Source organism: uncultured Stenotrophomonas sp. (assembly GCF_913778665.1).
In the GTDB taxonomy this organism is placed as follows: Bacteria; Pseudomonadota; Gammaproteobacteria; order Xanthomonadales; family Xanthomonadaceae; genus Stenotrophomonas.
This window is the reverse complement of sequence record NZ_CAJYVQ010000012.1, coordinates 311853-337204: the sequence shown is the minus strand read 5'-3', so window position 1 is coordinate 337204 and position 25352 is coordinate 311853. Positions and strand designations below refer to the sequence as shown.

22 protein-coding genes, 1 other RNA gene and 2 pseudogenes are annotated in these 25352 nt (G+C 67.7%); 7 read left to right on the top strand and 18 right to left on the bottom strand.

What is annotated here, in order from left to right; genetic code table 11:
- Window positions 1–153: 153 nt before the first annotated feature.
- The 15 genes and pseudogenes from lpxC to mraZ form a co-directional block, all read right to left on the bottom strand.
- Window positions 154–1065, bottom strand: a complete 912-nt coding sequence (gene lpxC / locus QZ853_RS19180; protein WP_197582494.1) for a UDP-3-O-acyl-N-acetylglucosamine deacetylase — start codon at window positions 1063–1065, stop codon at window positions 154–156.
- Window positions 1066–1256: 191 nt separating this feature from the next.
- Window positions 1257–2492, bottom strand: a complete 1236-nt coding sequence (ftsZ, locus tag QZ853_RS19175; RefSeq protein WP_295578039.1) for a cell division protein FtsZ — start codon at window positions 2490–2492, stop codon at window positions 1257–1259.
- Between the two features lie 169 nt (window positions 2493–2661).
- Complete coding sequence (ftsA, locus tag QZ853_RS19170) at window positions 2662–3897, bottom strand: cell division protein FtsA (protein ID WP_005408083.1); 1236 nt, start codon at window positions 3895–3897, stop codon at window positions 2662–2664.
- Window positions 3898–3968: 71 nt separating this feature from the next.
- Window positions 3969–4643, bottom strand: a pseudogene (locus QZ853_RS19165) (cell division protein FtsQ/DivIB); the annotation flags it as partial.
- Window positions 4640–5602: a D-alanine--D-alanine ligase gene (locus QZ853_RS19160; protein ID WP_295578027.1), complete on the bottom strand. Its 963-nt coding sequence runs from the start codon at window positions 5600–5602 to the stop codon at window positions 4640–4642. The gene QZ853_RS19160 and the pseudogene QZ853_RS19165, both read right to left, overlap by 4 nt.
- Window positions 5599–7035 (bottom strand): UDP-N-acetylmuramate--L-alanine ligase, encoded by a 1437-nt coding sequence (gene murC / locus QZ853_RS19155; protein WP_295578015.1) that lies wholly within the window; start codon window positions 7033–7035, stop codon window positions 5599–5601. Before murC ends, QZ853_RS19160 begins: the two co-directional genes overlap by 4 nt.
- Before the next feature lie 40 nt (window positions 7036–7075).
- Entirely contained in the window at window positions 7076–8161 is a 1086-nt protein-coding gene (murG, locus tag QZ853_RS19150) for an undecaprenyldiphospho-muramoylpentapeptide beta-N-acetylglucosaminyltransferase (protein WP_295578011.1), read from the bottom strand.
- Window positions 8158–9477 carry a putative lipid II flippase FtsW gene (ftsW, locus tag QZ853_RS19145; protein ID WP_295578008.1) on the bottom strand — a complete coding sequence of 440 codons (1320 nt, stop codon included), beginning with the start codon at window positions 9475–9477 and terminating at the stop codon, window positions 8158–8160. The genes murG and ftsW overlap by 4 nt, the downstream gene beginning before the upstream one ends.
- Before the next feature lies 1 nt (window position 9478).
- On the bottom strand, window positions 9479–10564 hold the full coding sequence (gene mraY / locus QZ853_RS19140) for a phospho-N-acetylmuramoyl-pentapeptide-transferase (protein ID WP_004154219.1): 1086 nt from the start codon (window positions 10562–10564) through the stop codon (window positions 9479–9481).
- Window positions 10554–11948 carry a UDP-N-acetylmuramoyl-tripeptide--D-alanyl-D-alanine ligase gene (gene murF, locus QZ853_RS19135; RefSeq protein ID WP_295578004.1) on the bottom strand — a complete coding sequence of 465 codons (1395 nt, stop codon included), beginning with the start codon at window positions 11946–11948 and terminating at the stop codon, window positions 10554–10556. The genes mraY and murF overlap by 11 nt, the downstream gene beginning before the upstream one ends.
- Window positions 11945–13453, bottom strand: coding sequence for a UDP-N-acetylmuramoyl-L-alanyl-D-glutamate--2,6-diaminopimelate ligase (locus QZ853_RS19130; protein WP_295578001.1), 1509 nt, complete (start codon window positions 13451–13453; stop codon window positions 11945–11947). Before QZ853_RS19130 ends, murF begins: the two co-directional genes overlap by 4 nt.
- On the bottom strand, window positions 13450–15294 hold the full coding sequence (locus QZ853_RS19125; RefSeq protein WP_049461624.1) for a penicillin-binding transpeptidase domain-containing protein: 1845 nt from the start codon (window positions 15292–15294) through the stop codon (window positions 13450–13452). The genes QZ853_RS19130 and QZ853_RS19125 overlap by 4 nt, the downstream gene beginning before the upstream one ends.
- Entirely contained in the window at window positions 15291–15554 is a 264-nt protein-coding gene (gene ftsL, locus QZ853_RS19120; protein ID WP_005408074.1) for a cell division protein FtsL, read from the bottom strand. The genes QZ853_RS19125 and ftsL overlap by 4 nt, the downstream gene beginning before the upstream one ends.
- Window positions 15551–16519 carry a 16S rRNA (cytosine(1402)-N(4))-methyltransferase RsmH gene (gene rsmH / locus QZ853_RS19115; protein ID WP_295577988.1) on the bottom strand — a complete coding sequence of 323 codons (969 nt, stop codon included), beginning with the start codon at window positions 16517–16519 and terminating at the stop codon, window positions 15551–15553. The genes ftsL and rsmH overlap by 4 nt, the downstream gene beginning before the upstream one ends.
- 14 nt (window positions 16520–16533) lie before the next feature.
- Entirely contained in the window at window positions 16534–16980 is a 447-nt protein-coding gene (mraZ, locus tag QZ853_RS19110) for a division/cell wall cluster transcriptional repressor MraZ (RefSeq protein WP_004143635.1), read from the bottom strand.
- A 323-nt stretch (window positions 16981–17303) separates the two neighbouring features.
- On the opposite strand from mraZ, the gene QZ853_RS19105 reads away from it, so the two are divergent.
- Together QZ853_RS19105 and QZ853_RS19100 are read left to right on the top strand one after the other, a co-directional pair.
- Window positions 17304–18080: an NRDE family protein gene (locus tag QZ853_RS19105; protein WP_295577976.1), complete on the top strand. Its 777-nt coding sequence runs from the start codon at window positions 17304–17306 to the stop codon at window positions 18078–18080.
- Window positions 18081–18181: 101 nt separating this feature from the next.
- Window positions 18182–18652, top strand: coding sequence for a DM13 domain-containing protein (locus QZ853_RS19100; RefSeq protein ID WP_295577961.1), 471 nt, complete (start codon window positions 18182–18184; stop codon window positions 18650–18652).
- Window positions 18653–18765: 113 nt separating this feature from the next.
- On the opposite strand, the gene rnpB is transcribed toward QZ853_RS19100, so the two are convergent.
- Window positions 18766–19117: RNase P RNA component class A (rnpB, locus tag QZ853_RS19095), an RNA gene on the bottom strand.
- A gap of 134 nt (window positions 19118–19251) precedes the next feature.
- Complete coding sequence (gene rsmI, locus QZ853_RS19090; protein ID WP_295577948.1) at window positions 19252–20070, bottom strand: 16S rRNA (cytidine(1402)-2'-O)-methyltransferase; 819 nt, start codon at window positions 20068–20070, stop codon at window positions 19252–19254.
- Between the two features lie 81 nt (window positions 20071–20151).
- Between rsmI and QZ853_RS19085 the strand changes: the two genes are divergently transcribed.
- From QZ853_RS19085 to QZ853_RS19070, 4 genes are all read left to right on the top strand, one after another.
- Window positions 20152–21873, top strand: coding sequence for a penicillin-binding protein activator (locus tag QZ853_RS19085; RefSeq protein WP_295577936.1), 1722 nt, complete (start codon window positions 20152–20154; stop codon window positions 21871–21873).
- A complete protein-coding gene (locus QZ853_RS19080) occupies window positions 21863–22231 on the top strand; it encodes a YraN family protein (RefSeq protein ID WP_295577926.1) in 369 nt (122 codons plus the stop codon). The genes QZ853_RS19085 and QZ853_RS19080 overlap by 11 nt, the downstream gene beginning before the upstream one ends.
- A gap of 109 nt (window positions 22232–22340) precedes the next feature.
- On the top strand, window positions 22341–22922 hold the full coding sequence (locus QZ853_RS19075) for a metal-dependent hydrolase (RefSeq protein WP_295577924.1): 582 nt from the start codon (window positions 22341–22343) through the stop codon (window positions 22920–22922).
- Window positions 22919–24304 carry an FAD-linked oxidase C-terminal domain-containing protein gene (locus QZ853_RS19070; protein ID WP_295577921.1) on the top strand — a complete coding sequence of 462 codons (1386 nt, stop codon included), beginning with the start codon at window positions 22919–22921 and terminating at the stop codon, window positions 24302–24304. The genes QZ853_RS19075 and QZ853_RS19070 overlap by 4 nt, the downstream gene beginning before the upstream one ends.
- Before the next feature lie 57 nt (window positions 24305–24361).
- On the opposite strand, the gene QZ853_RS19065 is transcribed toward QZ853_RS19070, so the two are convergent.
- Entirely contained in the window at window positions 24362–24757 is a 396-nt protein-coding gene (locus QZ853_RS19065; RefSeq protein ID WP_295577919.1) for a hypothetical protein, read from the bottom strand.
- Window positions 24758–24907: 150 nt separating this feature from the next.
- On the opposite strand from QZ853_RS19065, the pseudogene QZ853_RS19060 reads away from it, so the two are divergent.
- Window positions 24908–25317, top strand: a pseudogene (locus tag QZ853_RS19060) (hypothetical protein).
- Window positions 25318–25352: the final 35 nt, after the last annotated feature.

The window sequence follows — 25352 nt, the reverse complement described above, 5'->3', positions numbered from 1 at the left end:
ATTCAGGCTTCCGATCCAACAGGTTCACAAAACCGTGACCTCGAGCCGCCCTTGACGATCCTCAAGCACGCTGAATGCGCCGCGCCCGCCGGAAACAGCAACGCCGCCCTGGGGGGCGGCGTTTTTGCTTGCAGAATCAACAGCCTATGCAGATCAGGCGTAGGCCGGCGTGGCGTATTCAACCGGATCCGGCGTGGCCGGCGAGTCGAAGGTGACCCACTCCCACGCCGTGGCGTCAGCCATCAGCGCCCGTACCAGCTTGTTGTTGAGCGCATGGCCCGACTTGAAGCCCTCGTAGGCACCCAGCACCTGGCCGCCGGCCAGATAGAGGTCGCCGATCGCATCGAGGATCTTGTGGCGCACGAATTCGTCGGCGTAGCGCAGGCCGTCTTCGTTGAGCACGCGGAACTCGTCAAGCACGATGGCGTTGTCCATCGACCCCCCCAGGCCCAGGTTGCGCTCGCGCATGTACTCCAGGTCGCGCATGAAGCCAAAGGTGCGCGCGCGGGAGATTTCCTTGGTGTAGGCCAGGGTCGAGAACTCGATCTCCTGCCGTGACTGCTTGGCCGGAATCATCGGGTGGTCGAACTGGATGGTAAAGCCCAGCTTGTAACCCTCATACGGGGTGAAGCGGGCCACCTTGTCGCCCTCGGTCACTTCCACGGTCTTCAGCACGCGGATGAAGCGCTTGGGCGCATCCTGTTCCACGATGCCCGCCGACTGCAGCAGGAAGACGAACGGGCCGGCCGAACCGTCCATGATCGGCAGCTCGGCCGAGGACAGTTCGACGATGATGTTGTCCACACCCAGGCCGGCCAGCGCCGACATCAGGTGTTCGACGGTCTGGATCTTGGCGTCGTTGCAGGTCAGGCCGGTGCACAGGGTCACTTCGGTGACCAGTTCGGCCTTGGCCGGCACTTCCACCACCGGGTCCAGGTCCACGCGCCGGAACACGATGCCATGGTTGACCGGTGCGGGGCGCAGGGTCATGTAGACCTTGTCACCGCTGTGCAGGCCAACGCCGGTGGCGCGGATCGTGTTCTTGAGGGTGCGTTGCTGGATCATGGGGATGGACCGGAAGTGACACATTAGATTAACACGCACGGTCCCCTACCCCGGCTGAAAGGCAGGCAGGACACACCGGCGCGCCAATGGGACGCACATGAAGCAGGGCGGCCGGGCCGATCCTGGCCCGGCGCCCGCATTTTCAGGACATGGTGGCGCAACCCGGGGAGGACAACCCCGGGCAGCTCCGCTCAGTCCGCCTGGCGGCGCAGGAACGCCGGGATGTCCAGGTAGTCGTTGGGCAGTTCTGCGGCTGCCGGGGCCGAAGCGGCCGGAGCCGACGGCGCAGAAGCGGAAGCGGTGTCGCTGCTGGCACGACGCAGGCCCAGGCCCATGCCGCCCACGGCCTTGGACACGGCATCGCCGCCATTGTCGAACTCGCCGAATTCCGGCTGGCCGGTGGTGGCGTTGCGGACCAGCTTGATCGGCGCACGCTCGCCCGGGCGCTGGGTCTTGCTGGCCGAGACGCGGTTCAGGCCGGTGGCAACCACGGTCACGCGCACTTCGTCCTGCATGTCCGGGTCGAGCACGGTACCGACCACCACGGTGGCGTCTTCCGAAGCGAAGCCGTCGATGGTGCGGCCGATCTCGTCGAACTCGGCCATGGTGAAGTCGGCGCCGGCGGTGATGTTGACCAGGATGCCGTTGGCACCGGCCAGGTTCACATCGTCCAGCAGCGGGTTCTGGATCGCCGACTCGGCGGCGGCCTGGGCGCGGTCATCGCCACGGGCGGTGCCGGTACCCATCATCGCCAAGCCCATTTCGGACATGACGGTGCGCACGTCGGCGAAGTCGACGTTGATCAGGCCCGGACGCACGATCAGGTCGGCGATGCCCTGCACGGCGCCCTGCAGCACGTCGTTGGCGGCACGGAAGGCCTGGATCATGGTCGCGTTGCGGCCCAGTACGGTGATCAGCTTCTCGTTCGGGATGGTGATCAGCGAGTCGCAGTGCTGGCTCAGCTCCTCGATGCCCTTCAGCGCCACCTGCATGCGGCGACGGCCTTCGAACGGGAACGGCTTGGTGACCACGGCCACGGTCAGGATGCCCATTTCCTTGGCCAGCTGTGCCACCACCGGTGCCGCGCCGGTGCCGGTGCCACCGCCCATGCCGGCGGTGATGAACACCATGTCCGCGCCCTGCAGGGCGTCCATGATGCGCTCACGGTCTTCCAGCGCGGCCTGGCGGCCAACTTCCGGGTTCGCGCCTGCGCCCAGGCCCTTGGTCACGTTGGTGCCCAGCTGCAGCTGCAGCTTGGCACCGCAATTCTTGATGGCCTGCGAGTCGGTGTTGGCGGTGATGAATTCCACGCCATCCACGGCCGAGTTGACCATGTGCGCCACGGCATTGCCGCCGCCGCCGCCCACGCCAACCACCTTGATCACCGCATTGGGTGCCATCTTTTCGATCAGTTCAAAATGCGCCATGTCCGTGTCCTCGTTGTATCCGCTTGTCGGTGGCATGGACGGTCGGGCCTCCTGCCTTCGCGTGTCATGTTGCCGATGCGGCTGTGTGGGTTGTGTGTTGCGTTGCTGCGTCTGTGATGCGGGTGTTGCAGGTGTTGCCCGGGCATCGCCCGGTGTGGCAGGCGCCGCGTCAGAACTCGCCGCGGAACCAGGTCTTGAGTTTCTTGAACATGCTTCCGGCGCGCCCGGTCGGCAGCGACGGGCGACGCGGGTGCTCGATCTGGCTGCCCATCAGCAGCAGGCCCACACCGGTGGCATGCACCGGGTTGCCGACTACTTCGCCGAGGCCGGTGACGTGCTGCGGAATGCCCACGCGCACCGGCATCTGCAGCATTTCCTCGGCCAGTTCGACCACGCCTTCCATCTTCGAAGCGCCACCGGTCAGCACCATGCCGGCGCGCACCAGTTCCTCGAAGCCGGAGCGGCGCAGTTCGGCCTGCACCATCTCGAAGATTTCCTCGTAACGGCCCTGCACCGCCTGCGCCAGCGAATGGCGTGGCATCCGGCGCGGCGGACGGTCGCCCACCGACGGCACCTGGATGCTCTCCTCGGCGGTGGCCAGCTGGGCCAGGGCGCAGGCATAGCGCACCTTGATCTGCTCGGCTTCCGGGGTCGGCGTGCGCAGCATGTGCGCGATGTCGTTGGTCACGTGGTCGCCGGCGATCGGCAGCGAGGCGGTGTGGCAGATCGCGCCCTGCACGAACACCGCGATGTCGGTGGTGCCGGCGCCCATGTCCACCAGCACCACGCCCAGTTCGCGTTCGTCTGCGGTCAGCACGGCCACGCTGGAGGCCAGCGAGGACAGCACCAGGTCATCCACCTGCAGGCCACAGCGCTGAACGCACTTGCTGATGTTGGCCGCGGCCGACTGCGCGCACACCACCAGGTGCGCGTGCACCTCCAGGCGCACGCCGGTCATGCCGACCGGGTTGCGGATGCCTTCCTGCGAGTCGTCCAGCACGTACTCGCGCGGGATCGCGTGCAGGATCTTCTGGTCGGCCGGAATCGCCACCGCCTTGGCCGCATCGAGCACGCGATCCAGGTCGCCCCAGGTCACTTCCCCGTCGCGGATCGGCACGATGCCCGGCGAGTTCTTGCACTGCACGTGGTTGCCGGAGATCGAGGCGTACACCGAGCGGATCTCGCAGCCGGCCATCAGCTCGGCTTCTTCCACCGCGCGCTGGATCGACTGCACGGTCGATTCGATGTCCACCACCACGCCGCGCTTCAAACCGCGCGACTCATGCGAGCCGATGCCGATCACTTCGATCGGATTGCCCGGCGAATACTCGCCCACCAGCGCCACCACCTTGGAGGTGCCGATGTCCAGGCCAACGATCAGCGATTTGTCACCCTTGCGATTCATGTCCTTTCCTGCGTCCTGCTGGCCGGGGTCGCCGGCGTTTTCGCCGGCGTGGCCGGGGTACCCCAGCTCAGCGTGAAACCATTGGTGTAACGGAGGTCGGCGCGCTCGATCGGCGCGTCCTGGCGGTTCAGCTGCGGCAGCACCTTGACGAAGCGCTGCAGGCGCGAGCGCGCGTCGTCGCGGCCAACCACCACTTCGGTGCCGTTGCTCAGCACCAGCGACCAGCTGCCGCGTGCATCCATCGTCACCCGGCGCACGTCGACGCCGGCCGGTGCGAACAATGCACGCGAGTCGCTGTACAGCTTCATCACTTCTTCGGTCTGGCTGTCCGGACCGTCCAGTTCGGGCAGCGCCAGGTCGGCCAGCTTCTTCGGCGTGGGGAACAGCTTGCCCTGCTCGGAGACCAGGCGATCGTTGCCCCAGCGCGCGAATGGCTTGTGCTCGACCAGGGTCACTTCCAGCACATCCGGCCACTGCTTGCGTACCCGCGCGCTTTCCACCCACGGCAGCTTTTCGAGTGCGTCCTGGGCATCCTGCAGCTTGACCGCGAAGAACCCGGCGCGCGCGTAGGGCAGCAGTACCTGCTGCAGCTGTTCGGCCGGTACACGCTTGAACTCACCGTGCACGCGCAGCTTCGCCAGCGGCCAGCGCTCGGCGCCGACCCAGCCATTGACCACGGCCACCACCGGCAGTGCAACCACCGACAGCGCCAACAGCCAGACGAAGATGCGCAGCACCGCGTTCATGCGTGCGAGGCCTCCAGGGTCTGTTCCAGCACGCGCCACACCAGCTCTTCAAAGTTGATGCCGGCCTGCCCGGCCGCCTTGGGCACCAGCGAGTGGCTGGTCATGCCCGGCGCGGTGTTCACTTCCAGCAGGAAGAAGCGGCCGCTGCTGCGGTCACGCATGACATCCACGCGGCCCCAGCCACGGCAACCGGCGGCACGGAACGCGGCCAGCGCGATGCGGCGGATCTCGTCCTCGTCGGCACCGTCCAGGCCCGGGCACAGGTACTGGGTGTCCTCGGCGATGTACTTGGCGTTGTAGTCGTACCACTGGCCCTTGGGCACGATGCGGATCGACGGCAGCGCGACGTCACCGAGGATGGCCACGGTCAGTTCGTCGCCGACCACCATCTGCTCCATCAGCAGCTGGCCGTCGTAGCGCGCGGCCAGCGCCACGGCCTCATCCAGGCCGGCCTCGTCGGTGACCCGGCTGATGCCCACGCTGGAGCCTTCATTGGCCGGCTTCACCACCACCGGCAGGCCAAGTTCGGCCGCCAGCGCATGCACGTTCGACGCGTCGACCTTCCGGTACTGCGGGGTCGGCAGGCCCAGCGACAGCCACACCTGCTTGGTGCGGATCTTGTCCATGCTCAGCGCCGAGCCCAGCACGCCCGAACCGGTGTACGGCACGCCGAAGGCATCCATCAGGCCCTGCACGATGCCGTCCTCACCGCCACCGTTGTGGCCGTGCAGGATGTTGAACACGCGGTCGATGCCACCGGCCACCAGCGCCTTGGCCAGCGCGGGGATACCGTCCACGGCGAACGCATCGACGCCGCGCGACTGCAGCGCTTCAAGCACGTTGCGGCCAGAGTCCAGCGAGACCTCGCGTTCGCTGGAGCTGCCGCCGAGCAGCACGGCGACGCGGCCGAACACGGCCGGGTCAGTGACGCGCAGCGGCGGGAAGGTCAGCGTGCTCACGCCTCGCCCTCCGCCTTGAAGCCTTCCACTGCGATGTGGCTGGCCACGGCGCCGATGTCACCCGCGCCCATCATCAGCAGCAGGTCACCGTCCTGCAGTACGTCCGGCAGCACGCTGGCCAGCTCGGCCGCCTTGCCCACCACCACCGGCTCGCTGCGACCGCGTGCACGGATGGCGCGCGCCAGCGCATGCGAATCGGCACCGGCAATCGGTTCCTCGCCGGCCGGATAGACCTCGCTCAGCACCAGCGCATCGACACTGGACAGCACGGCGGCGAACTTGTCGAACTGGTCACGGGTACGGCTGTAGCGGTGCGGCTGGAAGGCCACTACCAGGCGCTTGTCGGCCCAGCCACCGCGGGCGGCGGCAAACACAGCCTCCAGCTCGCTCGGGTGATGGCCGTAGTCGTCAATGATGCGGACCTTGGCACCGCTGGCGGTGGTCACCTCGCCCAGATCGTTGAAGCGACGGCCAACGCCGGCGAAACTTTCCAGCGCGCGTGCGATCGCGTCCGGGGCCACGCCCAGCTGCCAGCCCACCGCCGCAGCGGCCAGCGCGTTGAGCACGTTGTGCCTGCCCGGCAGCGCCAGCACCACTTCCTGGCTGGTGCCCTGCGGCAGGCGCAGGGTGAAGCGCATGCGCGACCCTTCCTGCACCACGTTCTCGGCACGCACGTCGGCCTGCGGGCTCATGCCGTAGCTCATCACGTGGCGCGGGGTCTTCGCCGCCAGCGCGGCCACTTCCGGGTCGTCGATGCACAGCACCGCCAGCCCGTAGAACGGCAGGCGCTGCAGGAACTCGGCGAACGCCGCCTGCACGCGGGCGAAATCGTTGCCGTAGTTCTCCAGATGGTCCGCATCGATGTTGGTGATGATCGACATCAGCGGGTTCAGGCGCAGGAAGCTGCCATCGCTTTCGTCGGCCTCGGCCACCAGCCACTGGCCACCACCCAGCTTGGCGTTGGCACCGGCGGCCAGCAGCTGGCCGCCAATCACGAAGGTCGGGTCCAGGCCGCCTTCGCTCAGCACGGCGGCGGTCAGGCTGGTGGTGGTGGTCTTGCCATGGGTACCGGCCACCGCGATGCCGCGGCGGAAGCGCATCAGTTCGGCCAGCATCGCCGCACGCGGCATGATCGGAATGCGCTGGCTGCGCGCTTCCATCAGTTCCGGATTGTCTTCGCGGATCGCGCTGGACACCACTACGCAGTCGGTGCCCAGCACGTTGGCTGCCGAGTGGCCGCGCATGATGCGCGCGCCGAGGCTGGCCAGGCGGCGGGTGGCGCCGTTGTCGGCGTTGTCCGAGCCGGATACTTCGTAGCCCAGCGTCAGCATCACTTCGGCGATACCGCTCATGCCGGTGCCGCCGATGCCGACGAAATGCACGCGCGGGAACGCGCGCACCAGGTCGTTGGTGTCGTGCAGGCGGCGGATCATGCGCGGCCTCGCGCAGGGCAGGCGCGGTGGCATGCCTTCTTCATACAGCTTCCTCAAGAATGATATCGGCGATGCGCTCGGCGGCATCGACCTTGGCCAGGGCACGCGCGGCTTGTGCCATCTGCATGCGGCGGGCGGGATTTTCGGACAGATCGCGCAGCAGTGCGGCAATGCCGTCGGCCAGCGTTCCGTCCTGCTTCAGCAACACCGCCGCGCCGCGCTCGGCCAGGTACTCCGCATTGCGGGTCTGGTGATCGTCGACGGCAGCGGGGAATGGCACCAGCACGCTGCCGACACCGACCGCGCACACCTCGGCCAGGGTCGACGCGCCAGCACGGCACACGACCAGATCGGCCCAGGCAAACGCCGCGGCCATGTCGGCGATGAACGGGGTGATTTCAGCCTGCACACCGGCCTTGGCATACGCCTCGACCGCTTCGGCGTGCAGCTTCTCACCGCTCTGATGGCGCACCTGTACCGGCACCGTCGCGCCCAGCGCAGCAATGGCCTGCGGCACGCCGGTATTGAGCGCACGCGCGCCCTGGCTGCCACCGACCACCAGCACGCGCAGGGGGCCATGGCGGTCGGCGAAGCGCTGTTCGGGCGGTGCGATGGCGGCGATTTCCGCGCGCACCGGGTTGCCGACGAACTCTTCGCGCGCGGCGAAGGTACCCGGGAAGCCGGTCAGCAGGCGGCGCGCATAGCGCGACAGGATTCGGTTGGTCAGGCCCGGCGCGCGGTTCTGCTCATGCACCAGCAGCGGCAGCCCGTGCAGGCGCGTGGCAATGCCACCCGGGCCGGAGGCGAAGCCACCGAAGGCGACCACCGCGCGCGGCTGGCGCTTGCGGATGATCATGCCGGCCGCGCGCAGCGCGCGCATCAACCGCCACGGTGCACCCAGCAGGGCCAGCTTGCCCTTGCCGCGCAGGCCCGTGATCGCCAGCGTGTCGACCGGGATGTCGTGCTGCGGCACCAGGCGGGTCTCCATCGCGCCTTCGGCGCCCATCCAAGTGACCGGCACGCCACGCTCGCGCAGCACGCGGGCCACGGCCAGGCCGGGGAAGATGTGACCGCCGGTACCACCGGCCAGGATCATCACCGGACGGGTGTTGGAGGCGCTGCTCATGACAGCCTCCCGAAGGTCGGTTCGATGCGCGACTGCAGGCGGCTGGTGCCACGCGCAGCGGTCGGCGCGCCGGTGGCCACCGGCTCGGCGCTCATCGGCACGCTGGCGGCCACCGGCGCGGCCGGCGCCTCGCTGGGCTCGGCAGCAGCGTCTTCGGCGCCACCGATGCGCACCGCCTGGCGACGCTCGGCGCGCTTGAGCTCATAGGACACGCGCAACAGCAGGCCCATCGCCACGCAGGTCATCAGCACCGACGAACCGCCGGAGGAGATCAGCGGCAGGGTCAGGCCCTTGGTCGGCAGGATGCCCAGGTTCACGCCGATCGAGACGAAGGTCTGCATGCTGATCCACAGGCCGATGCCGAAGGCGATGTAACCGGAGAAGTGGCGCTTCATTTCCACGCAGCGCATGCCCAGCCAGAAGGTGCGGCCGACCAGCAGCGCGTACAGGGCCACGATCACGCAAGTGCCCAGGAAACCGAACTCCTCGGCGGTAACCGAGAAGATGAAGTCCGTATGCGCTTCGGGCAGGTAGTACAGCTTCTGCACCGAGTTGCCGAGGCCGACGCCGGTCCACTCACCGCGGCCCACCGCCATCAGCGCGTTGGACAGCTGGTAGCCGTCACCCTGCTGGTCGGCCCACGGATCGAGGAACGAGGTGATGCGGCGCATGCGGTACGGCTCGATGATGGCCAGCGCGCTCATGCCGACCAGGCCGATGATCACCGGCATCGACATGCGCGGCATGTTGACGCCGCCCAGTACCAGCATGCCGGCGGTGATCGCCAGCAGCAGGGTCGACGAACCGAAGTCCGGCTGCAACAGCAGCAGCACGACCAGCGCACCGGCCACGCCCAGCGGCTTGAGCATCGCCGGCCAGGTGGCGTTGACCTCGTCGCGGAAGCGCACCAGGTAGCTGGACAGCCACACGATGTACAGCACCTTCACCGCTTCCACCGTCTGGAACTTGGAGATGCCCAGGTTGATCCAGCGGCGCGCGCCGTTGACCGTGCTGCCCAGCCCCGGCGCGAACACCGCCAGCAGCAGCACGAAGCAGCCCAGCAGCAGCATCTGGTTGTACTGCTCGATGGACTTCAGCTCGGTGCGCGCGGCGATCACGGCCAGCACGATGCCGACCGCCAGGAAGATCAGGTGGCGGTTGAGGTAGTAGAACGGGCTGCTCATCAGCGCGATCGAGCTGGACGCCACCATCACCACGCCCACGCCAGTGAGCGCGATGATCGCGCCCAGCAGCCACTTGTCGTAGCTGCCTTCGATCGCTTCAAGGCGTGTTGCCTGGCGGGACAGGTCGTTCATCTCAGCGCACCTTCAACGTGGCCAGGCCGATCAGCACGAGCACGACGGAGATGATCCAGAAGCGCACGATCACGCGCGGCTCCGGCCAGCCCTTCAGTTCAAAGTGGTGGTGGATCGGCGCCATGCGGAACACGCGCTTGCCGGTCAGCTTGAACGAAGCGACCTGGATCATCACCGACAGCGTTTCGATGACGAACACGCCGCCCATGATCACCAGCACCAGCTCCTGGCGGGTGATCACCGCGATCGTGCCCAGCACCGCGCCCAGCGCCAGCGCGCCGATGTCGCCCATGAACACCATGGCCGGATAGGTGTTGAACCACAGGAAGCCGAGGCCGGCGCCGGCAATCGCCGCGCAGATGATCACCAGCTCACCGGCCCCCGGGATCTGCGGAATCTGCAGGTAGTTGGCGAACACCACGTTGCCCGAGGCGTAAGCGAACACGCCCAGCGCGCAGGCCACCAGCACGGTCGGCATGATCGCCAAGCCGTCCAGGCCGTCGGTCAGGTTCACCGCATTGGAGAAGCCGACGATCCAGAAGTAGGCGATGGCCACGAAACCGATACCGGCCAGCGGCAGCGCCACCGACTTGAACATCGGGATGTAGAAGGTCAGCGCGGCCGGCACGTCGGCCGTGTAGAACAGGAACAGACCTGCGGCCAGGCCGAAGATCGACTGCAGCAGGTACTTCCAGCGCGACTTCAGGCCGTTCGGGTCACGACGGACGATCTTGATCCAGTCGTCATACCAGCCGATGGCGCCGAAGCACAGCATCACCGCCAGCACCAGCCACACGTAGCGGTTGCGCAGGTCGGCCCACATCAGCACCGACAGGGTGATGGTGAGCAGGATCAGCGAACCGCCCATGGTCGGCGTGCCGGCCTTGGAGAAATGGGTCTGCGGACCGTCCTTGCGGATCGGCTGGCCGCCTTTGAACTGGGCAAGCTTGCGGATCATCGCCGGGCCCAGCCACAGCGACAGGAACAGGGCCGTCAGCGCGGCAAGGATGGCGCGGAACGTCTGGTAGTTGAACAGCCCGAACAGGCTCTCCAACTGCTGCAACCATCGAGCCAGTTCATACAACATGCGGGGATTCCTCTCCTTGCGCCAGCAGCGCTTTGACAATCGTGTCCATGGCGCTGCCACGGGACCCCTTGACCAGGCAGCGCACGCCGGCGTGCAGCTCGTCCTTCAACGCCTGCGACAGCGCGTCATGGGTGGTGAAGTGACGGCCGCCCTCGCCGAACGCGGTGGCGGCAGCGGCGCTGAGCGGACCCAGCGCATACAGGCGCTTGAGACCGGCCGCGCGCGCGCGCAGCCCGGCCTGCGCATGCAGCGCTTCGGCATCCGGGCCCAGCTCGCGCATGTCGCCCAGCACCAACCAGCCCTCTTCCGGGGCCGCAGCCAGGGCATCGATGGCAGCGGCCAGCGAACCGGGGTTGGCGTTGTAGCTGTCATCCACCAGCACCGCGCCATTGCGCAGCTGGTGGGCGATCTGCCGGCCCGGCACCGGCTGTGCTTCGGCCAGGCCGGCGGCAATCAGCGCCAGCTCGACACCGGCGGCCAGCGCCAGACTGGCGGCGGCCAGCGCGTTGCTGACGTTGTGGCGGCCCGGCAGGCCCAGCACCACACGGGCTTCGCCAGCCGGCGAAACCAGGGTGAACTGGCTGCCCTGGGCACCGGCGCGGATGTCGCGCGCGGTGATGTCCGCCGTATGTTCCAGGCCGTAGCGCAGCACGCGGCAACGCGGCGGGGTGCCGACAAAATGCTGTTCGAACCAGCGTCCGTAGGCGTCGTCGGCGTTGATCACCGCCACGCCATCGGCCGGCAGTGCGGCGTAGATCGCGCCCTTGGTCACCGCCACGCCGAGCAGGCTACCCATGCGCTCCAGGTGTGCCGGGGCGATGTTGTTGACCAGTGCATAGCGCGGCCGGGCGATGTCGGTGAGATAGGCGATGTCGCCCGGCTTGCCGGCGCCCATCTCGTAGACCGCGTAGTCGGCATCTTCCGGTGCGTCGATCACGGCCAGCGGCAGGCCGATCTCGTTGTTGCGGTTGCCCGGGTTGGCGTAGACCACCTTGTGCGCGTGCTGTGCCACCTGCTGCAGGATCGACAGCAGCAGGCTCTTCACGCTGGTCTTGCCGTTGCTGCCGGTGATCGCGAACACCTCGGTACCGCGGTCGCGCTGCATGCCGGTGGCGATCTTCGCCAGTGCCCGCTCGGCGTCGGCCACCAGCACCTGCGGCAGTTCGATCGGCAGCAGGCGCTCGACCAGCAGCGCGCTAGCACCGCGCGCCAGCGCGTCGGCGGCGAAGTCATGGCCATCGAAGCGCTCGCCACGCAGCGCCACGTACAGGCTGCCCGGGCCAAGATTGCGGGTGTCATTGCTGACCGCATCGATGGCCACATCGTCGCCGTGGATCTCGCCACCTGCCCAGTGCGCGATCAGCGAAAGCAGGGTGCGCTTCATGCGGCGCCCTCCCCGGCCTGGGCTGCCAGAACACCGGCCTTGGCCGCCAGCGCAGCCGCCGCCACTTCGGTGTCGTCGAAATCATGGCGCACGCCATTGACCTCCTGGTACGGCTCGTGGCCCTTGCCGGCGATCAGAATGATGTCGCCGGCGCCGGCACGCTTCACCGCCAGGCCGATCGCACGCGCGCGGCTGCGCTGCACGGTCACCGCGTCGGCGTTCTGGAAGCCGGCCAGGATATCGGCCACGATCACGTCGCCATCCTCGCCACGCGGGTTGTCGTCGGTGACGATGACCTGGTTGGCCAAGCGTTCGGCAATCGCGGCCATCTGCGGGCGCTTGCCGGTATCGCGTTCGCCACCGCAACCGAACACGCAGAACAGCGCGCCATGCAAGTGCCCGTGCAGGCTGTCCAGCGCCTGTTCCAGCGCGTCCGGGGTATGTGCGTAATCGACCACCACGGTCGGCAGGCCGTCCTCGCCGCCGAGGCGGTTCATGCGGCCGCGGATGGGCTGCAGTGCCGACAGCACCTCGGCGATGCGCGGCAGGGGCTGGCCCTGCGCATGCAGGGTACCGGCCACGGCCAGCAGGTTGTCCACGTTGAAGCGGCCCAGCAGCGGCGACTGCACCGCAGCGCGCTGGCCGTCGATGACCAGTTCGAAGGCGATGCCACGTCCATCCAGCTGCAGCGCTTCGGCGCGCACGCTGGCATCGGTGGCACCGCGCGAACTCAGGCCGATCGGCTGCACGCCCGCCGGCAGGCCGGCGAACAGCTGACGGCCGAAGGCGTCGTCCAGGTTGATCACCGCCGCCTTCAGGCCGGGGCGATGGAACAGCCGCGCCTTGGCCGCGCCGTAGCTAGCCATGTCGCCGTGGTAATCCAGATGGTCGCGGGTGAGGTTGGTGAACACCGCCACGTCGTAGTGCACGGCATCCACGCGGCCCTGGTCCAGCGCGTGCGAGCTGACTTCCATCGCCACAGCGCGCGCACCTTCGTCGCGCAGCTGCGCCAGCAGCGCGTGCATCTGCAGCACCAGCGGCGTGGTGAAGCCGGTCGGCTCGACCGCGCCATAAAGTCCGGCGCCCAGCGTGCCGATACTGCCACTGGACGTACCGAGCAGGTGCCACGCCTGGGCCAGCAGCTGCACGGTGGAGGTCTTGCCGTTGGTGCCGGTCACGCCGACCATCGCCATCGCCCGCGACGGTGCGCCATGGAACTGGTCGGCCATCGCGCCCATGCGCGCGCGCAGGCCCGGCACCGCGATCGCATCGGCCGGGGCCGGCAGCTCGGCAGGCGCAGGTGGTTCGAACAGGATGGCACTGGCGCCGGCGGCGCGGGCCTGCTCGACAAAGCCCAGGCCATGCGCGCCGAAACCGGCGATGGCGACGAAGGCATTGCCGGGGCGCACGGCGCGGCTGTCCAGCGCCAAGCCGGTCAGAACGGGATCATGACCCGCCAGGGCCACGTCCGGAAGCAACTGCGAAAGCAACATCGAAGGACTCATTGCGTGCCTCCCGTAGCGGGTGGCGTCTGGGCTTGCGCGCTGGGCAGCGCAGCATCGAATTCGGCGGCGGCATCCACCGGCAGCGCGGCTTCGGCCGGTGGCGCGGGCAGGATCGAGGCCGAGTGGCCGACCTTGCCGGACTGTTGTGCGGCCAGCCACGACTGCAGGTCGTCCAGCGGCACGTCCATCAGGCGCAGGGTGCCTTCCATCACGTTGTGGTAGACCGGCGCCGATACCAGGCCGCCGTAGAACTTGCCGGCCTGCGGGTCGTTGATGACGATGACCGTGGCAAAGCGCGGATTGGTGGCCGGCACCACACCCGCGAACAGCGCGTTGTAGTGGCCCCGCTCGTAGCCGCCCGGACCGGCCTTGCGCGCGGTACCGGTCTTGCCGGCCACGCGGTAACCCAGCACCGCCGCCTGCTTGGCGCCGCCCTGGGTGACCACCGTTTCCATCATCGCCACCACCTGCTTGGCGACGTTCTCGTCGATGATCTGCTGACCTTCATTGCGCTGGCCCTTGACGAAGGTCGGCGCGATCAGACGACCGCCGTTGGCCAGTGCCGAATAGGCAGTAGCGATCTGCAGCGGGGTGACGTTCAGGCCGTAACCGTAGGACATCGTGGTCTTGGTGGTACCCGACCAGCGCGCCGGGCGCAGCACCACGCCGCCGGATTCACCGGGGAAACCGCTGTGCGGCACCGAGCCATAACCGAAGCGGCGCACCCCGTCGTAGAACACCTGGTCCGGCATCTTCGCCGCGACCTTGGCCGCGCCCACGTTCGAACTGCGGGTGATCACGCCGGTCACGTTCAGCACGCCGTTGTTACGAGGCACGTCGCGGATGGTGAAGCGGCCCAAGGTCATGTAACCCGGGTTGGTGTCGATGATGGTGTCCTTGGTCACCGCACCGGCCTGCAGCGCGGTGGCGATGGTCAACGGCTTCATCGTCGAACCCGGCTCGACCAGATCGGTCACCGCACGGTTGCGACGCGCATCGGGCAGCGCGCCGGTCAGCGAATTCGGGTTGTAGGTCGGCAGGTTGACCATGGCCAGGATCTCGCCGGTGGTCACGTCCATGATGACCATCGAACCGCCGGCCGCCTTGTTCGCCACCAGCGCGTTGCGCAGCTCCTTGAAGGCCAGGTACTGGATGCGGCGGTCGATGCTGAGGGTCAGGTCCTTGCCCGGCTCGGCGGCGCGCAGCAGATCGCTTTCGACGGTCTCGCCCTTGCGGTTGCGGATCACCCGCTTGGCTCCGGCCTTGCCGCGCAGCCATTCGTCGAACGCCAGCTCCAGGCCTTCCTGCCCGCGGTCGTCGATGTTGGTGAAGCCCAGCACGTGCGCCATCGCCTCACCCTGCGGGTAGAAGCGACGGAACTCGCGCTGTGCGGCCACGCCCGGAATCTTCAGCGCGACCACCTTCTCTGCCTCGTCCGGATTGATCCGGCGACGCAGGTACATGAATTCCTTGTCCGACTTCTGCGACAGGCGGCTGCTCAGCTCGTCCACCGACATGCCGACCGCCTGCGCCAGCTCCGGGATGCGCTCGGGCGAGCGCAGCAGGTCCTGCGGATTGACCCAGATCGAGGCGACCGGCGTGGACACCGCCAACGGCTCGCCGTTGCGGTCGGTGATCATGCCGCGCGAGGTCTTGATCGGCAGCTCGCGCAGGTAGCGGGCTTCGCCCTGGCGCTGGTAGAAGTCGCTGTTGATGATCTGCACGTAGGCGGCGCGACCGACCAGCGACACCGAGCACAGGCCGAGCGCCAGCGCGACCCAGCGCAGGCGCTGGCGCAGGTTGAAGGCGTTGCGCGGGCGGTTGCGGCCGGTCTTGCTCATGGCCGCACCACCACGATGTCCCCGGCTTCGGGGAACTTCATGCCGAGCTTCTCGCGGGCGATGCGATCCACGCGGTTGGCTTCGGCCAGCGTGGCCTGCTCCAGCTGCAGTCGGCCGAACTCAAGATTGATGTCATCGCGCTTGCGCTCGGCGCGCGACAGTTCGATGAACGTCTGCCGATGACGGTGACGCACGAACACGACGCCGATCGCCGAGGCCACGGTCGAGGCCAACAGGATGATCAGCAGCAGCCGGCTCATGCATCGGCCTCGCGCTTCTGTGCCACGCGCAGCACGGCACTGCGGGCACGCGGATTGGCCGCCAGTTCTTCGTCGGTGGCCTTGATGGCACCGCCGATCAGGTCCAGCGTCGGCACGAACGCCACCGCCTCGGGCAGGCGGCGGTTGGCCGGCGGCGCCTTGGCCAGGCGGTTCATGTACTGCTTGACGATGCGGTCTTCCAGCGAGTGGAAGCTGATCACCGCCAGCCGGCCACCGGGCTTGAGCCGCTCCACCGCCGCATCGAGGCCGGCTTCCAGATCGGCCAGCTCGCGGTTGACGTGGATGCGGATGGCCTGGAAGCTGCGCGTGGCCGGGTGGATCTTGTCTTTCCCACGCGGCATCACTGAGGCGATCAGCTCGGCCAGTTCGGCGGTGCGGGTGAACGGCTGCTTCTCGCGGCGGGCCACGATGGCACGGGCGATGCGGCGGCTTTGGCGCTCTTCGCCATAGGTCCACAGCACGTCGGCAATCTCGCGCTCTTCCACGCGGTTGATCCACTGCGCGGCGCTTTCACCGCTGTCCGGGTCCATGCGCATGTCCAGCGGGCCGTCCTTGCCGAAGCTGAAACCACGTTCGGCCACGTCCAGCTGCGGCGACGACACGCCCAGATCGAACAGCACGCCGTCCAGGCCTTCAGCCGTCGCATCCCACTGCAGCAGCTGGGCGAAGCTGCCACGGAAGATGGACACGCGCGGGTCCGGCGCGAAGTCGCGCTCGGCAACGGCGATGGCTTCCGGATCCTTGTCCATGACCAGCAAGCGCCCCTCGGGACCCAACTGGGTGAGCACGCCACGTGCATGACCGCCACGACCGAACGTGCCATCCAGATAACGTCCGTTTTCGATCACCCTCAGGCCTTCAAGGACCTGGGTGTACAGGACCGGCAGGTGCACCGCCGGCGACTGCGACACCGGAAGGTGACCGGTCTGCGCTTCTGGGCGCATCCGGGCACCCCGGCTCACAACTTCAGGTCGAGCAACCCATCACCCAGATCCTCGTCAGACAACGTCTGCTGGATCAGGGCCCGATGCGCCTGCTCGCTCCACAATTCGAACTTGTCGCCCATACCGAGCAATACCGCCTTCTTCTCAATGCCCACCGCACCGCGGTGGCTGGCGGGGATGCTGATGCGACCGTTGCCGTCCAGCTCCAGATGAGCGGCCGAGCCGACCAGCTTCTGCTGCAACAGGCGCACGACGCGCTGGGTGTTGGGCTTGGACATGACATCGTCGCGGACCCGCTCCCATTCCGACTCTGCATACAGCCACAGGCAGCCGGCTTCGAACGGGTTGTAGGTCAGAACGAGACGGTTGTTGCTGGCGCGCGCGACCAGGTCGCGATAAGCGGTGGGAACCGCCATGCGCCCTTTGTCGTCAACTGTGATGGCCGTCTCGCCCTGGAACACGACGCGTGCACCTATCCTTCGCCCGGTGAAACATTGAACCACGAAAACCCACAAAACACCCGGATTTCCCTCTGATGCCCACCTTAGCAGCGGGCCGAGGGTTGTCAACAACTTTTCAGCAGGGAAATCGCCAGCCGCATCAATGGCTTGCAACAACCTTTAGAGAATTGTTCAAGGCTTATCCACAAGTTGCTGATCCGTCTCAATTTTTGAGATTGAACGGAAGTTCAGGGGTGTAGACAGGGCGTGAAACATAGGCCGCGCATTCATCCCCAGCGCGCCTGAGACGGCGCCAGACTGCGCAAACCGTGCACAATGAGGCCATGTGCCTGCTCGCTCTTGGCTGGATGCACCACCCGCATTGGCGGCTGGTGCTGACCGGCAACCGTGATGAGTTCCACGCCCGCCCGACCGCGGCGCTGGCCCCGTGGCAAGATGAGACCTCCATCATCGGTGGGCGCGACCTGCGCTCCGGCGGTGGTTGGGCAGGCGTCGGTGCGGGTGGCCGGATGGCAGTGGTCACCAATGTCCGCGACCCGCTGGCCGCACAGACCGGCCCATCGCGGGGCGCGCTGGTGGCCGATTTCCTGCGCGGCCGCGACCCGGCGGCCGTGCATATCGAGCGCTTAGCGACCGTGGCTGGCGCCTACGCCCCGTTCAACCTGCTGCTGGCCGATGGCGACCGCTTGGAGTACCTGGGCAACCACCCAGCCGAACGCCAGAGCTTGGGCGCCGGCGTGCACGGCATGTCCAACGGCGCGCTGGACGCGCCGTGGCCGAAGACCCGGCGGCTGATGGCTGCGCTTGAAGCCTGGCTGCAGGAAGACGGGGTGAGATCCCTTTCCCAAGGGGAAACGGATCTGACCTCGCTCTGGAACGCCCTCGCCGACGAACAACGCCCCGCCGACAACGACCTGCCCGACACCGGCATCGGCCTGGAGCGCGAACGCTGGCTGAGCCCGGCCTTCATCCGTGGCGACGACTACGGCACCCGTGCCAGCACGGTGCTCCTGATCGACGCCCATGGCCACGGCCAGATCCACGAGCGTCGCTTCGGCCCGCAGGGTGTCCCCCTCGGCCAGAGCCGGGTCGATTTCTGACCCTGTACCTGTTTTCTGTGTCTATAAATGCCTGCACGCACGCCACACGATGACCACGCGCGGTCCTGCCGCGCGCCCCACCGATCCACAGGGAGTCATCGATGCGCCGTATCTTCATGCTTGCCGCCACCCACCTGCTCACGCTCGGCTTGGGCTTCGGCCTGGGCATCTACCTGCTGCCGATCCTGATCGCCCCCGACGACCCTCCGGTCGCGCAGGTGCAGGCGGCGATGGGCGACGCCCGTTACCACACCACCTTCCGTCGCGACCTCAAGGGCAGCGACGCAGTGCACTGGGCGGAAGGCAAGGTCAGCGTCAGCGCACGCCAGGTGGCCTTCGACGGAAAGATGGGACCGGGACCGGACTACAAGGTCTACCTGGTCCGCGACTTCGTCGACAACAAGGCCGATTTCCTGAAGATCAAGGCGCAGGCCCAGCGCATCGGCGAGGTGAAGACCTTCAACCGGTTCCTGGTGGACGTGCCTGAAAGCGTCAACGTGAACGACTACACCACCGTGGTGGTGTGGTGCGAACGGTTCGAGCAGTTCATTTCCGCCGGTCAGTACCGCTGATCGGAAAGGGGTCGGATCTCTTCCTGCGGAAAGGGATCCGACCCCGTAATGTTGGCGCACCGACGCCATACATCGGCATCAGCAGATCCACGCCATGCGTGGATGGAAGAAAGAGGCGGAGCCGGCCGATAAGCCGGGTTCTGTCGTGGACAGTCATTCCTCTAGGCGTTACGTCACCGCAACGCTCAAGCAACCTACCCGGATCCAACGCGGGCCGCGCCAAAGGATCCCTATTTGGTCTTGCTCCAGGTGGGGTTTGCCGTGCCGGTCTGTTGCCAGACTCGCGGTGCGCTCTTACCGCACCATTTCACCCTTACCGGCCTTCCGAAGAAGACGTAGGCGGTATCTTTCTGTTGCACTTTCCGTCGGCTTGCGCCGCCCAGGCGTTACCTGGCACCTTGCCCTATGGAGCCCGGACTTTCCTCGGCACCCCCGAAGGGATGACGCGACTGTCTGGCCGGCTCCGCCAGCGCGCATTCTAGCGCACGTGGGTGGCTCCTGCCGCGTTGATCGCGACGTGCAGTTCATCCATCCATGCATGGCGTGGGTTTACCGATGCCACTGCGCTGGTGGGTGCGGACCTTGGTCCGCACGATCCATCAACTCCCGTACAACGCCTTGCGCGGCGCGCCGGTCAGCTCGGCCGCCAGCTTCGCCGCGGTCGACGGCGGCAGGTGCTCGCTCAGCTTGGCGTACACACGGCGGCCATGCGCCAGCTGCGCTTCCTCATCGTCGCCGGCACCCTGCACCATCACCACGAACTCGCCCTTGCGCTGGTTCTCGTCAGCTTCCACCTTCGCCAGCAGGCCGGCCAGGTCACCATCGAGCACGGTCTCGAACAGCTTGGTCAGCTCGCGGGCCAGCACCGCCGGGCGCTCGCCGCCGAAAATCGTGGCCATGTCGGCCAGCGATTCGGCGATGCGGTGCGAGGATTCGTAGAACACCATCGTGCGCACTTCGCCGGCCAACGCCTGCAGGCGGTCGCGGCGCCCACTGGCCTTGGCCGGCAGGAAACCCTCGAAGCTGAAGCGGTCGCTGGGCAGGCCAGCCACGCTGAGCGCGGCGATGGCGGCGCAGGCACCGGGGATGGGGCTGACCTTGATGCCGGCCGCACGCGCAGCGCGGACCAGACGGAACCCGGGGTCACTGACCAGCGGCGTGCCGGCATCGCTGACCAGGGCCAGCGACTCGCCGGCCTGCAGCCGCGAGACCAGACGCTGGGCCAGGGCATCCTCGTTGTGTTCGTGCAGGGCCACCAGCGGTTGTTGGATGCCGAAATGGGACAGCAGCTGGCCACTGCGGCGGGTGTCTTCGGCACAGATGGCCGCCACCGAGCGCAGCACCTCCTGCGCGCGCGGGCTCAGATCGGCCAGGTTGCCGATCGGGGTGGCGACGACGTACAGGGTTGGCACACTCATTTCAGCGGTACTCACGGGGCAAGGGTAGAATCGTAGCGTGTACCCGGCCAAGGCCGCTGCCCTCATCGCATGGACCCGATCATGAACAAGCCCGCCGCACGGATCTCCGCCCTGTCGCTGTCGTTGATGCTGCTGGCCGGCTGTGCCACCACCAGCCTGACCAGCGCGCCCGAATCGCCGGCCCAGAGCCAGGCGCTGGCGCTGATCGACCAGGGCAAGCCGCGCGACGCCGCACTGCAGCTGGAAGGCCTGGCTGCCACCCTGCGCGGCGGTGCCCGCGCCAACGCCCTGGCCGACGCCGCCTGGGCCTGGAACCTGGCCGGCGACAGTGCCCGCGCACGCAGCCTGCTGGGCCAGCTCACCTCCCGCCAGCTGACTGGTGCCAGCCTGCAACGCTACCAGCTGACCGGTGCCGAGCTGGCACTGGGCGACAAGCAGCCGGCGCAGGCGCTGGCGCTGCTGAAGGACAGCGGCGACAATGTGCTGCCGGCGCTGCGCACGCGCTGGTACCTGGCCCGTGCCAGTGCCCTGCAGGGCACTGGCGACAACTTCGGCGCCGCCGCCGAACGCGCCCGCGCGCACGCCAGCCTGGCCGGCACGGCCCGCAACGAGAACCAGGCCGCCATCGCCGGCCTGCTTGGCACCCTCGACGATGCCAGCCTGCGAAGCCGTGCCGCCGCGCTGCCCGCCAACGATCCGCTGTACAACTTCGCCGGCCGCGCACTGATCGCGCGTGGCCTGCCGCTGCCGCGCCCGTTCGACCGCGATGGCGCTGCCCAGTTCGATACCAGCAAGCGCCCGCCGGCGCTGAGCGACGGTTACCGCCCGCCGGTCAAGCTGGCCGTGCTGCTGCCGCTCAGCGGCCGCCTGGCCACCGCCGCGCAGCCGGTGCGCGATGGCCTGCTGGCCGCCTACTACGGCGAGACCCGTCGCCGCCCGGACATCACCTTCATCGATACCGCTGGTACTGCGGCCGGTGCGCTGGCCGCCTATGACAAGGCCGTCACCGCCGGTGCTGACTTCGTGGTCGGCCCGCTCGGCCGCGACGAAGTGGACGCGGTGTATGGCCGCCAGCAACTGAAAGTGCCGGTGCTGGCGCTGAACCGTGGCAAGGATGCACCGCCGGCCGGAAGCGCTGGTTTCTCACTGGCGCCGGAAGACGACGGCATCGTCGCCGCCGAGTACCTGCGTGGCCGCGAGCGCGGCAAGGCGCTGGTGATCAACAGCGCCGACGACACCGGCCGCCGGGCCGCCGCCGCCTTCGCCCAGCGCTTTGCCCAGCGCGGCGGCCAGGTGGTGGCCACGATCGGCGTCAGCGATGCGGTCGGCGATGTCGGCACGCAGGTGCGCAATGCCGGTCAGGTCGACGCCGTGTTCCTGGCCGTGCGCGCACCGCAGGCCCGCCTGCTGGCGCCGCAGCTGGCGCTGGCTGGCGCCGGTGGCGCCACCCGCGTCGGCACCTCGCAGCTGACTGTCGGCAGCGGCAAGGTGGAGGAAGACGTGGCGCTGGACGGCATCGTCTACCCGAACGAAGCCTGGAACGTGCGCAGCGTGTCCGGCCTGCCGTCGGCAAGCCAGGTCGCCAGCACCCTGCCCAGCGCACGCGGTGCGGCCGGCCGCCTGTTCGCCTTCGGCGCTGATGCCTGGAAGATCACCGCCTACCTGGACAAGCTGTCCAATGAAGGTGGCCTGGACGGCGCCACCGGCACCCTGTTCCTGGACAGCAACGGCAACATCCTGCGCCAGCCGGCCTGGTCCACCTTCAATGGCGGCCGGCCGATGCCGATCGTCGGTGGTCGCTGAGCGCAGCCAACGGGGCTCGGCGGTGGAAGCCGCCGCCGAGCAGCATCTGCAACAGGCCGGATTGTTGCCGCGCGCGCGCAACGTGCGTTATCGCGGCGGCGAACTGGACCTGGTGATGGACGACGCCGGCACCGTGGTGTTCGTTGAAGTGCGCTACCGCGCGAGATCCGATTTCGGTGGCGGCGCTGCCTCGGTGGATCTGCGCAAGTGCCGACGCGTGGCGCATGCCGCGTTGCTGTACCTGCAGGACCATCCCGCGCTGGCCGATGCGCCCTGCCGTTTCGATGTGGTGGAAGCCACGGGTGAACCGCCGCAGTTGAACTGGCTGCGCGATGCGTTCCGGATGGATGATTGCTGATGGGTACCGTTTGCTTTGGCAGAGGCCGACTCTGGGCGGCGCGCCTGTGCCAGCCCAGGTTGGCACCCACCAGCACGCAGGCTGCCGGCACGACCCTGGAGCGTGACTGATGCCATCGATCATCACCCATGCTGCTGTGCCGCTCGCGCTGTGGTGCGCCGCGGATCGTGGCCGCGTTCCTGCGTGGCTGCTGGCTGCCGGTGTGGTCGCCGCGATGCTGCCCGATGCGGACGTGTCGGGCTTTGCATTGCACATTCCCTATGCTGATGCGTTCGGCCATCGCGGTGCCAGCCATTCGTTGTTGTTTGCCGGGGTGATGGCGGCGTTGGCCGCGGTGTTGGCGTTCTTCGGTAGCGTCCGACCTTGGGCGGCGGTTTCGTGCCAGCCAAGGTTGGCAGCTACCTCGCAGGCGGCGGTGTTCATCTTCATCTGCGCCGCCAGCCATCCCCTGCTCGACGCCATGACTTCCGGCGGCCTTGGCGTTGCCCTGGCCTGGCCGTGGAGCGAGCAACGCTTCTTCTCCCCGTGGCGGCCGATCCGCGTTTCACCGTTTGCGCCGCAGTTCTTCAGCGCGCGCGGCATCGCCACCCTGCTCTCTGAACTACGCTGGGTGTGGCTGCCGCTGGCCGCCGCCGTTGTTGCCTGGAAACTGATCCAATCCGCCCCTGCTGTTCCTCGAGATCCGTCATGAGTACTGCCCTGCCCGCTGCCCTGGTTGCCGAACTGTCTGCCCTGCTGGGCGCGGAGGGCTGGCATATGGATGACACCGCGCTGGAGGCGAACGCGCAGGACAACTCGTGGCGCCATCAGCGCCCCGCCGCCGTCGCGCTGCCGGCCAATGTTGAGCAGGTGCAAGCACTGGTGCGCGCCTGCCGTGCCCATCACGTGGCGCTGGTCGCGCGCGGTGCGGGCACCGGCACCACCGGCGCGGCGGTGCCGGTGCCCGGCAGCATCGTGCTGTCGTTCACCCGCATGGATCGCATCGTCGAGATCCGCGCCGGTGACCGCTGCGCAGTGGTGCAGCCGGGCGTGCTCAATGGAATGCTTCAGCAGGCGCTGGCACCGTACGGCCTGTTCTGGGCGCCGGACCCGTCCAGCGCGGAGATCTGCAGCGTGGGTGGCAACCTGGCCTGCAACGCCGGTGGCCCACGCGCGGTGAAGTACGGCACCAGCCGCGACAACGTGCTGGGTCTGGTCGCGGTCACCGGCACCGGCGAGGTGATCCGCTGCGGTGGCGCCTACACCAAGGATTCGACCGGCTACGACCTCACCCACCTGCTGGTGGGCAGCGAAGGCACGCTGGCGCTGATCGTGGAAGCCACCCTCAAGCTCACTCCGCTGCCGGTCAGCCAGGCCGGGCTGCGCGTGCTGTTCCGCGATGCCGATGCGGCCGCCGCCGCGGTGTCACGCCTGATGTCGCAGCCGGTGGTGCCCACACGCCTGGAATTCATGGACGCCCGCAGCCTGCAGCTGCTGCGCCTCAACGGTGCTGAAGTACCCGAGGCCGGCGCGATGCTGCTGGTCGAAGCCGATGGCGACCACGACACCCTGCCCTACCTGCTGCAGGCTCTGGCCAGCGCCGCTGAAGGCGACGGCATGATCGAACTGGACGTGGCGATGGAAGGCCGCGCGCGCGACCAGCTGTGGGCGGCACGCAAGGCGCTTTCACCCGCACTTCGCACCGTGGCACCGGGCAAGATCAATGAAGACGTGGTGGTGCCGGTATCGCGCATCCCCGACCTGGTGGCCGGCGTGCAGGCACTGGCATGCGAGTACGCGCTGACCATCGTCACCTTCGGTCATGCCGGCAACGGCAACCTGCACGTCAACATTCTTTACCACCCGGACGATGCCGACGAGAACGCCCGCGCGCATGCCGCGCTGCCGAAGATCTTCGAACTGACGCTGTCGCTGGGTGGCACGCTGTCGGGCGAACACGGCATCGGCCTGGCCAAACGAGATTTCATGGCGCAGGCGTTCAGCCCCGCCACGCTGGCGACGATGCGCGCGATCAAGGCCGCGCTGGACCCGGATGGCATTCTGAACCCGGGCAAGGTGTTGCCGCCGGTGTGACACCAACAGTTGCGCCCACCGCACTGTAGCGACGAGCCACGCTCGGCTGCTCTCCGCTCAACCCTTGGGATTCGGGTACGTCACTGGCAAAAGCTCGTAGCTGGCAGGATCCATTTCGACGCGATGCACCTTGTCACCCTGCGCGTCGTCGCAGGGCTCGAACATCCCTGGCACCGCGACGAGGTCCGTACCCAAGCCGTCGACCGGACGCACGGCATGTGCGTCGCCCTGAATTTTGACGCAATCGTCTTTTTTCGGAGCACCGTGCTGCGCGCGCATCACAGTTGCAAGAATTCTGAATTTGAAACTCTCATGATTGGTCCAGCAGCATCTTCGTGCGCATGATGCACACGCCACCGCAACCGGTGGCACGGGCTTCCAATCCCATTTGATCAACGTCATTTCCGCTTGCCTGCCGGGGTCGTTCATCCCTCGGATGACGTCGGCAGGCACGCTGTCAGCCAGTCTCTGGCGGGCGGTGCGTAGGGGCCTTGTGCCCGCCGGAGTTTCGCGACGTCAATCACCGGTATTGGAACCACGCACTGTCCGCCCCGCTCGCTGCTGAGCGGTGTGGCTTCCTGTTTCGCACACAAGGAAGCTGCCATGACCAAGTCGAAGTATCCGCACCTGTTCGCCCCCTCGGCGAAGCCACCGCGCGCCTGCCCAGCGATCTGGCACGCACCCTGGAGTACACCTTCGTTTCGCTGAAGGACGGCGACGGCAGCAACTCCGTCACCCTGCAGGCCGGCCTGCAGCACATCCGCCAAGGCGATGCCGCCGATGGCCAACCGTGGCCCGGGAACAACCGCAAGCGCGGGCAACGCCTGGCCCTGGCGCGTATCGACCGCGCCAATGCAGGGCTGAGTTTCCCGCTGGAACTGCTGCATGCCACCGAACGTGTGCGCGTGGACGGTGACATCGATCCGCAGATGGACGATGGCGCGCGCGAAGGGCTGCTGCTGGCCTGTCGTGGGCTGGCAGAGTATGTGGATGTGCAGTTGCAGGCGGCGTGATGCAGGTAGCGCGACGGGCGGTGCCCGGCGGGAAT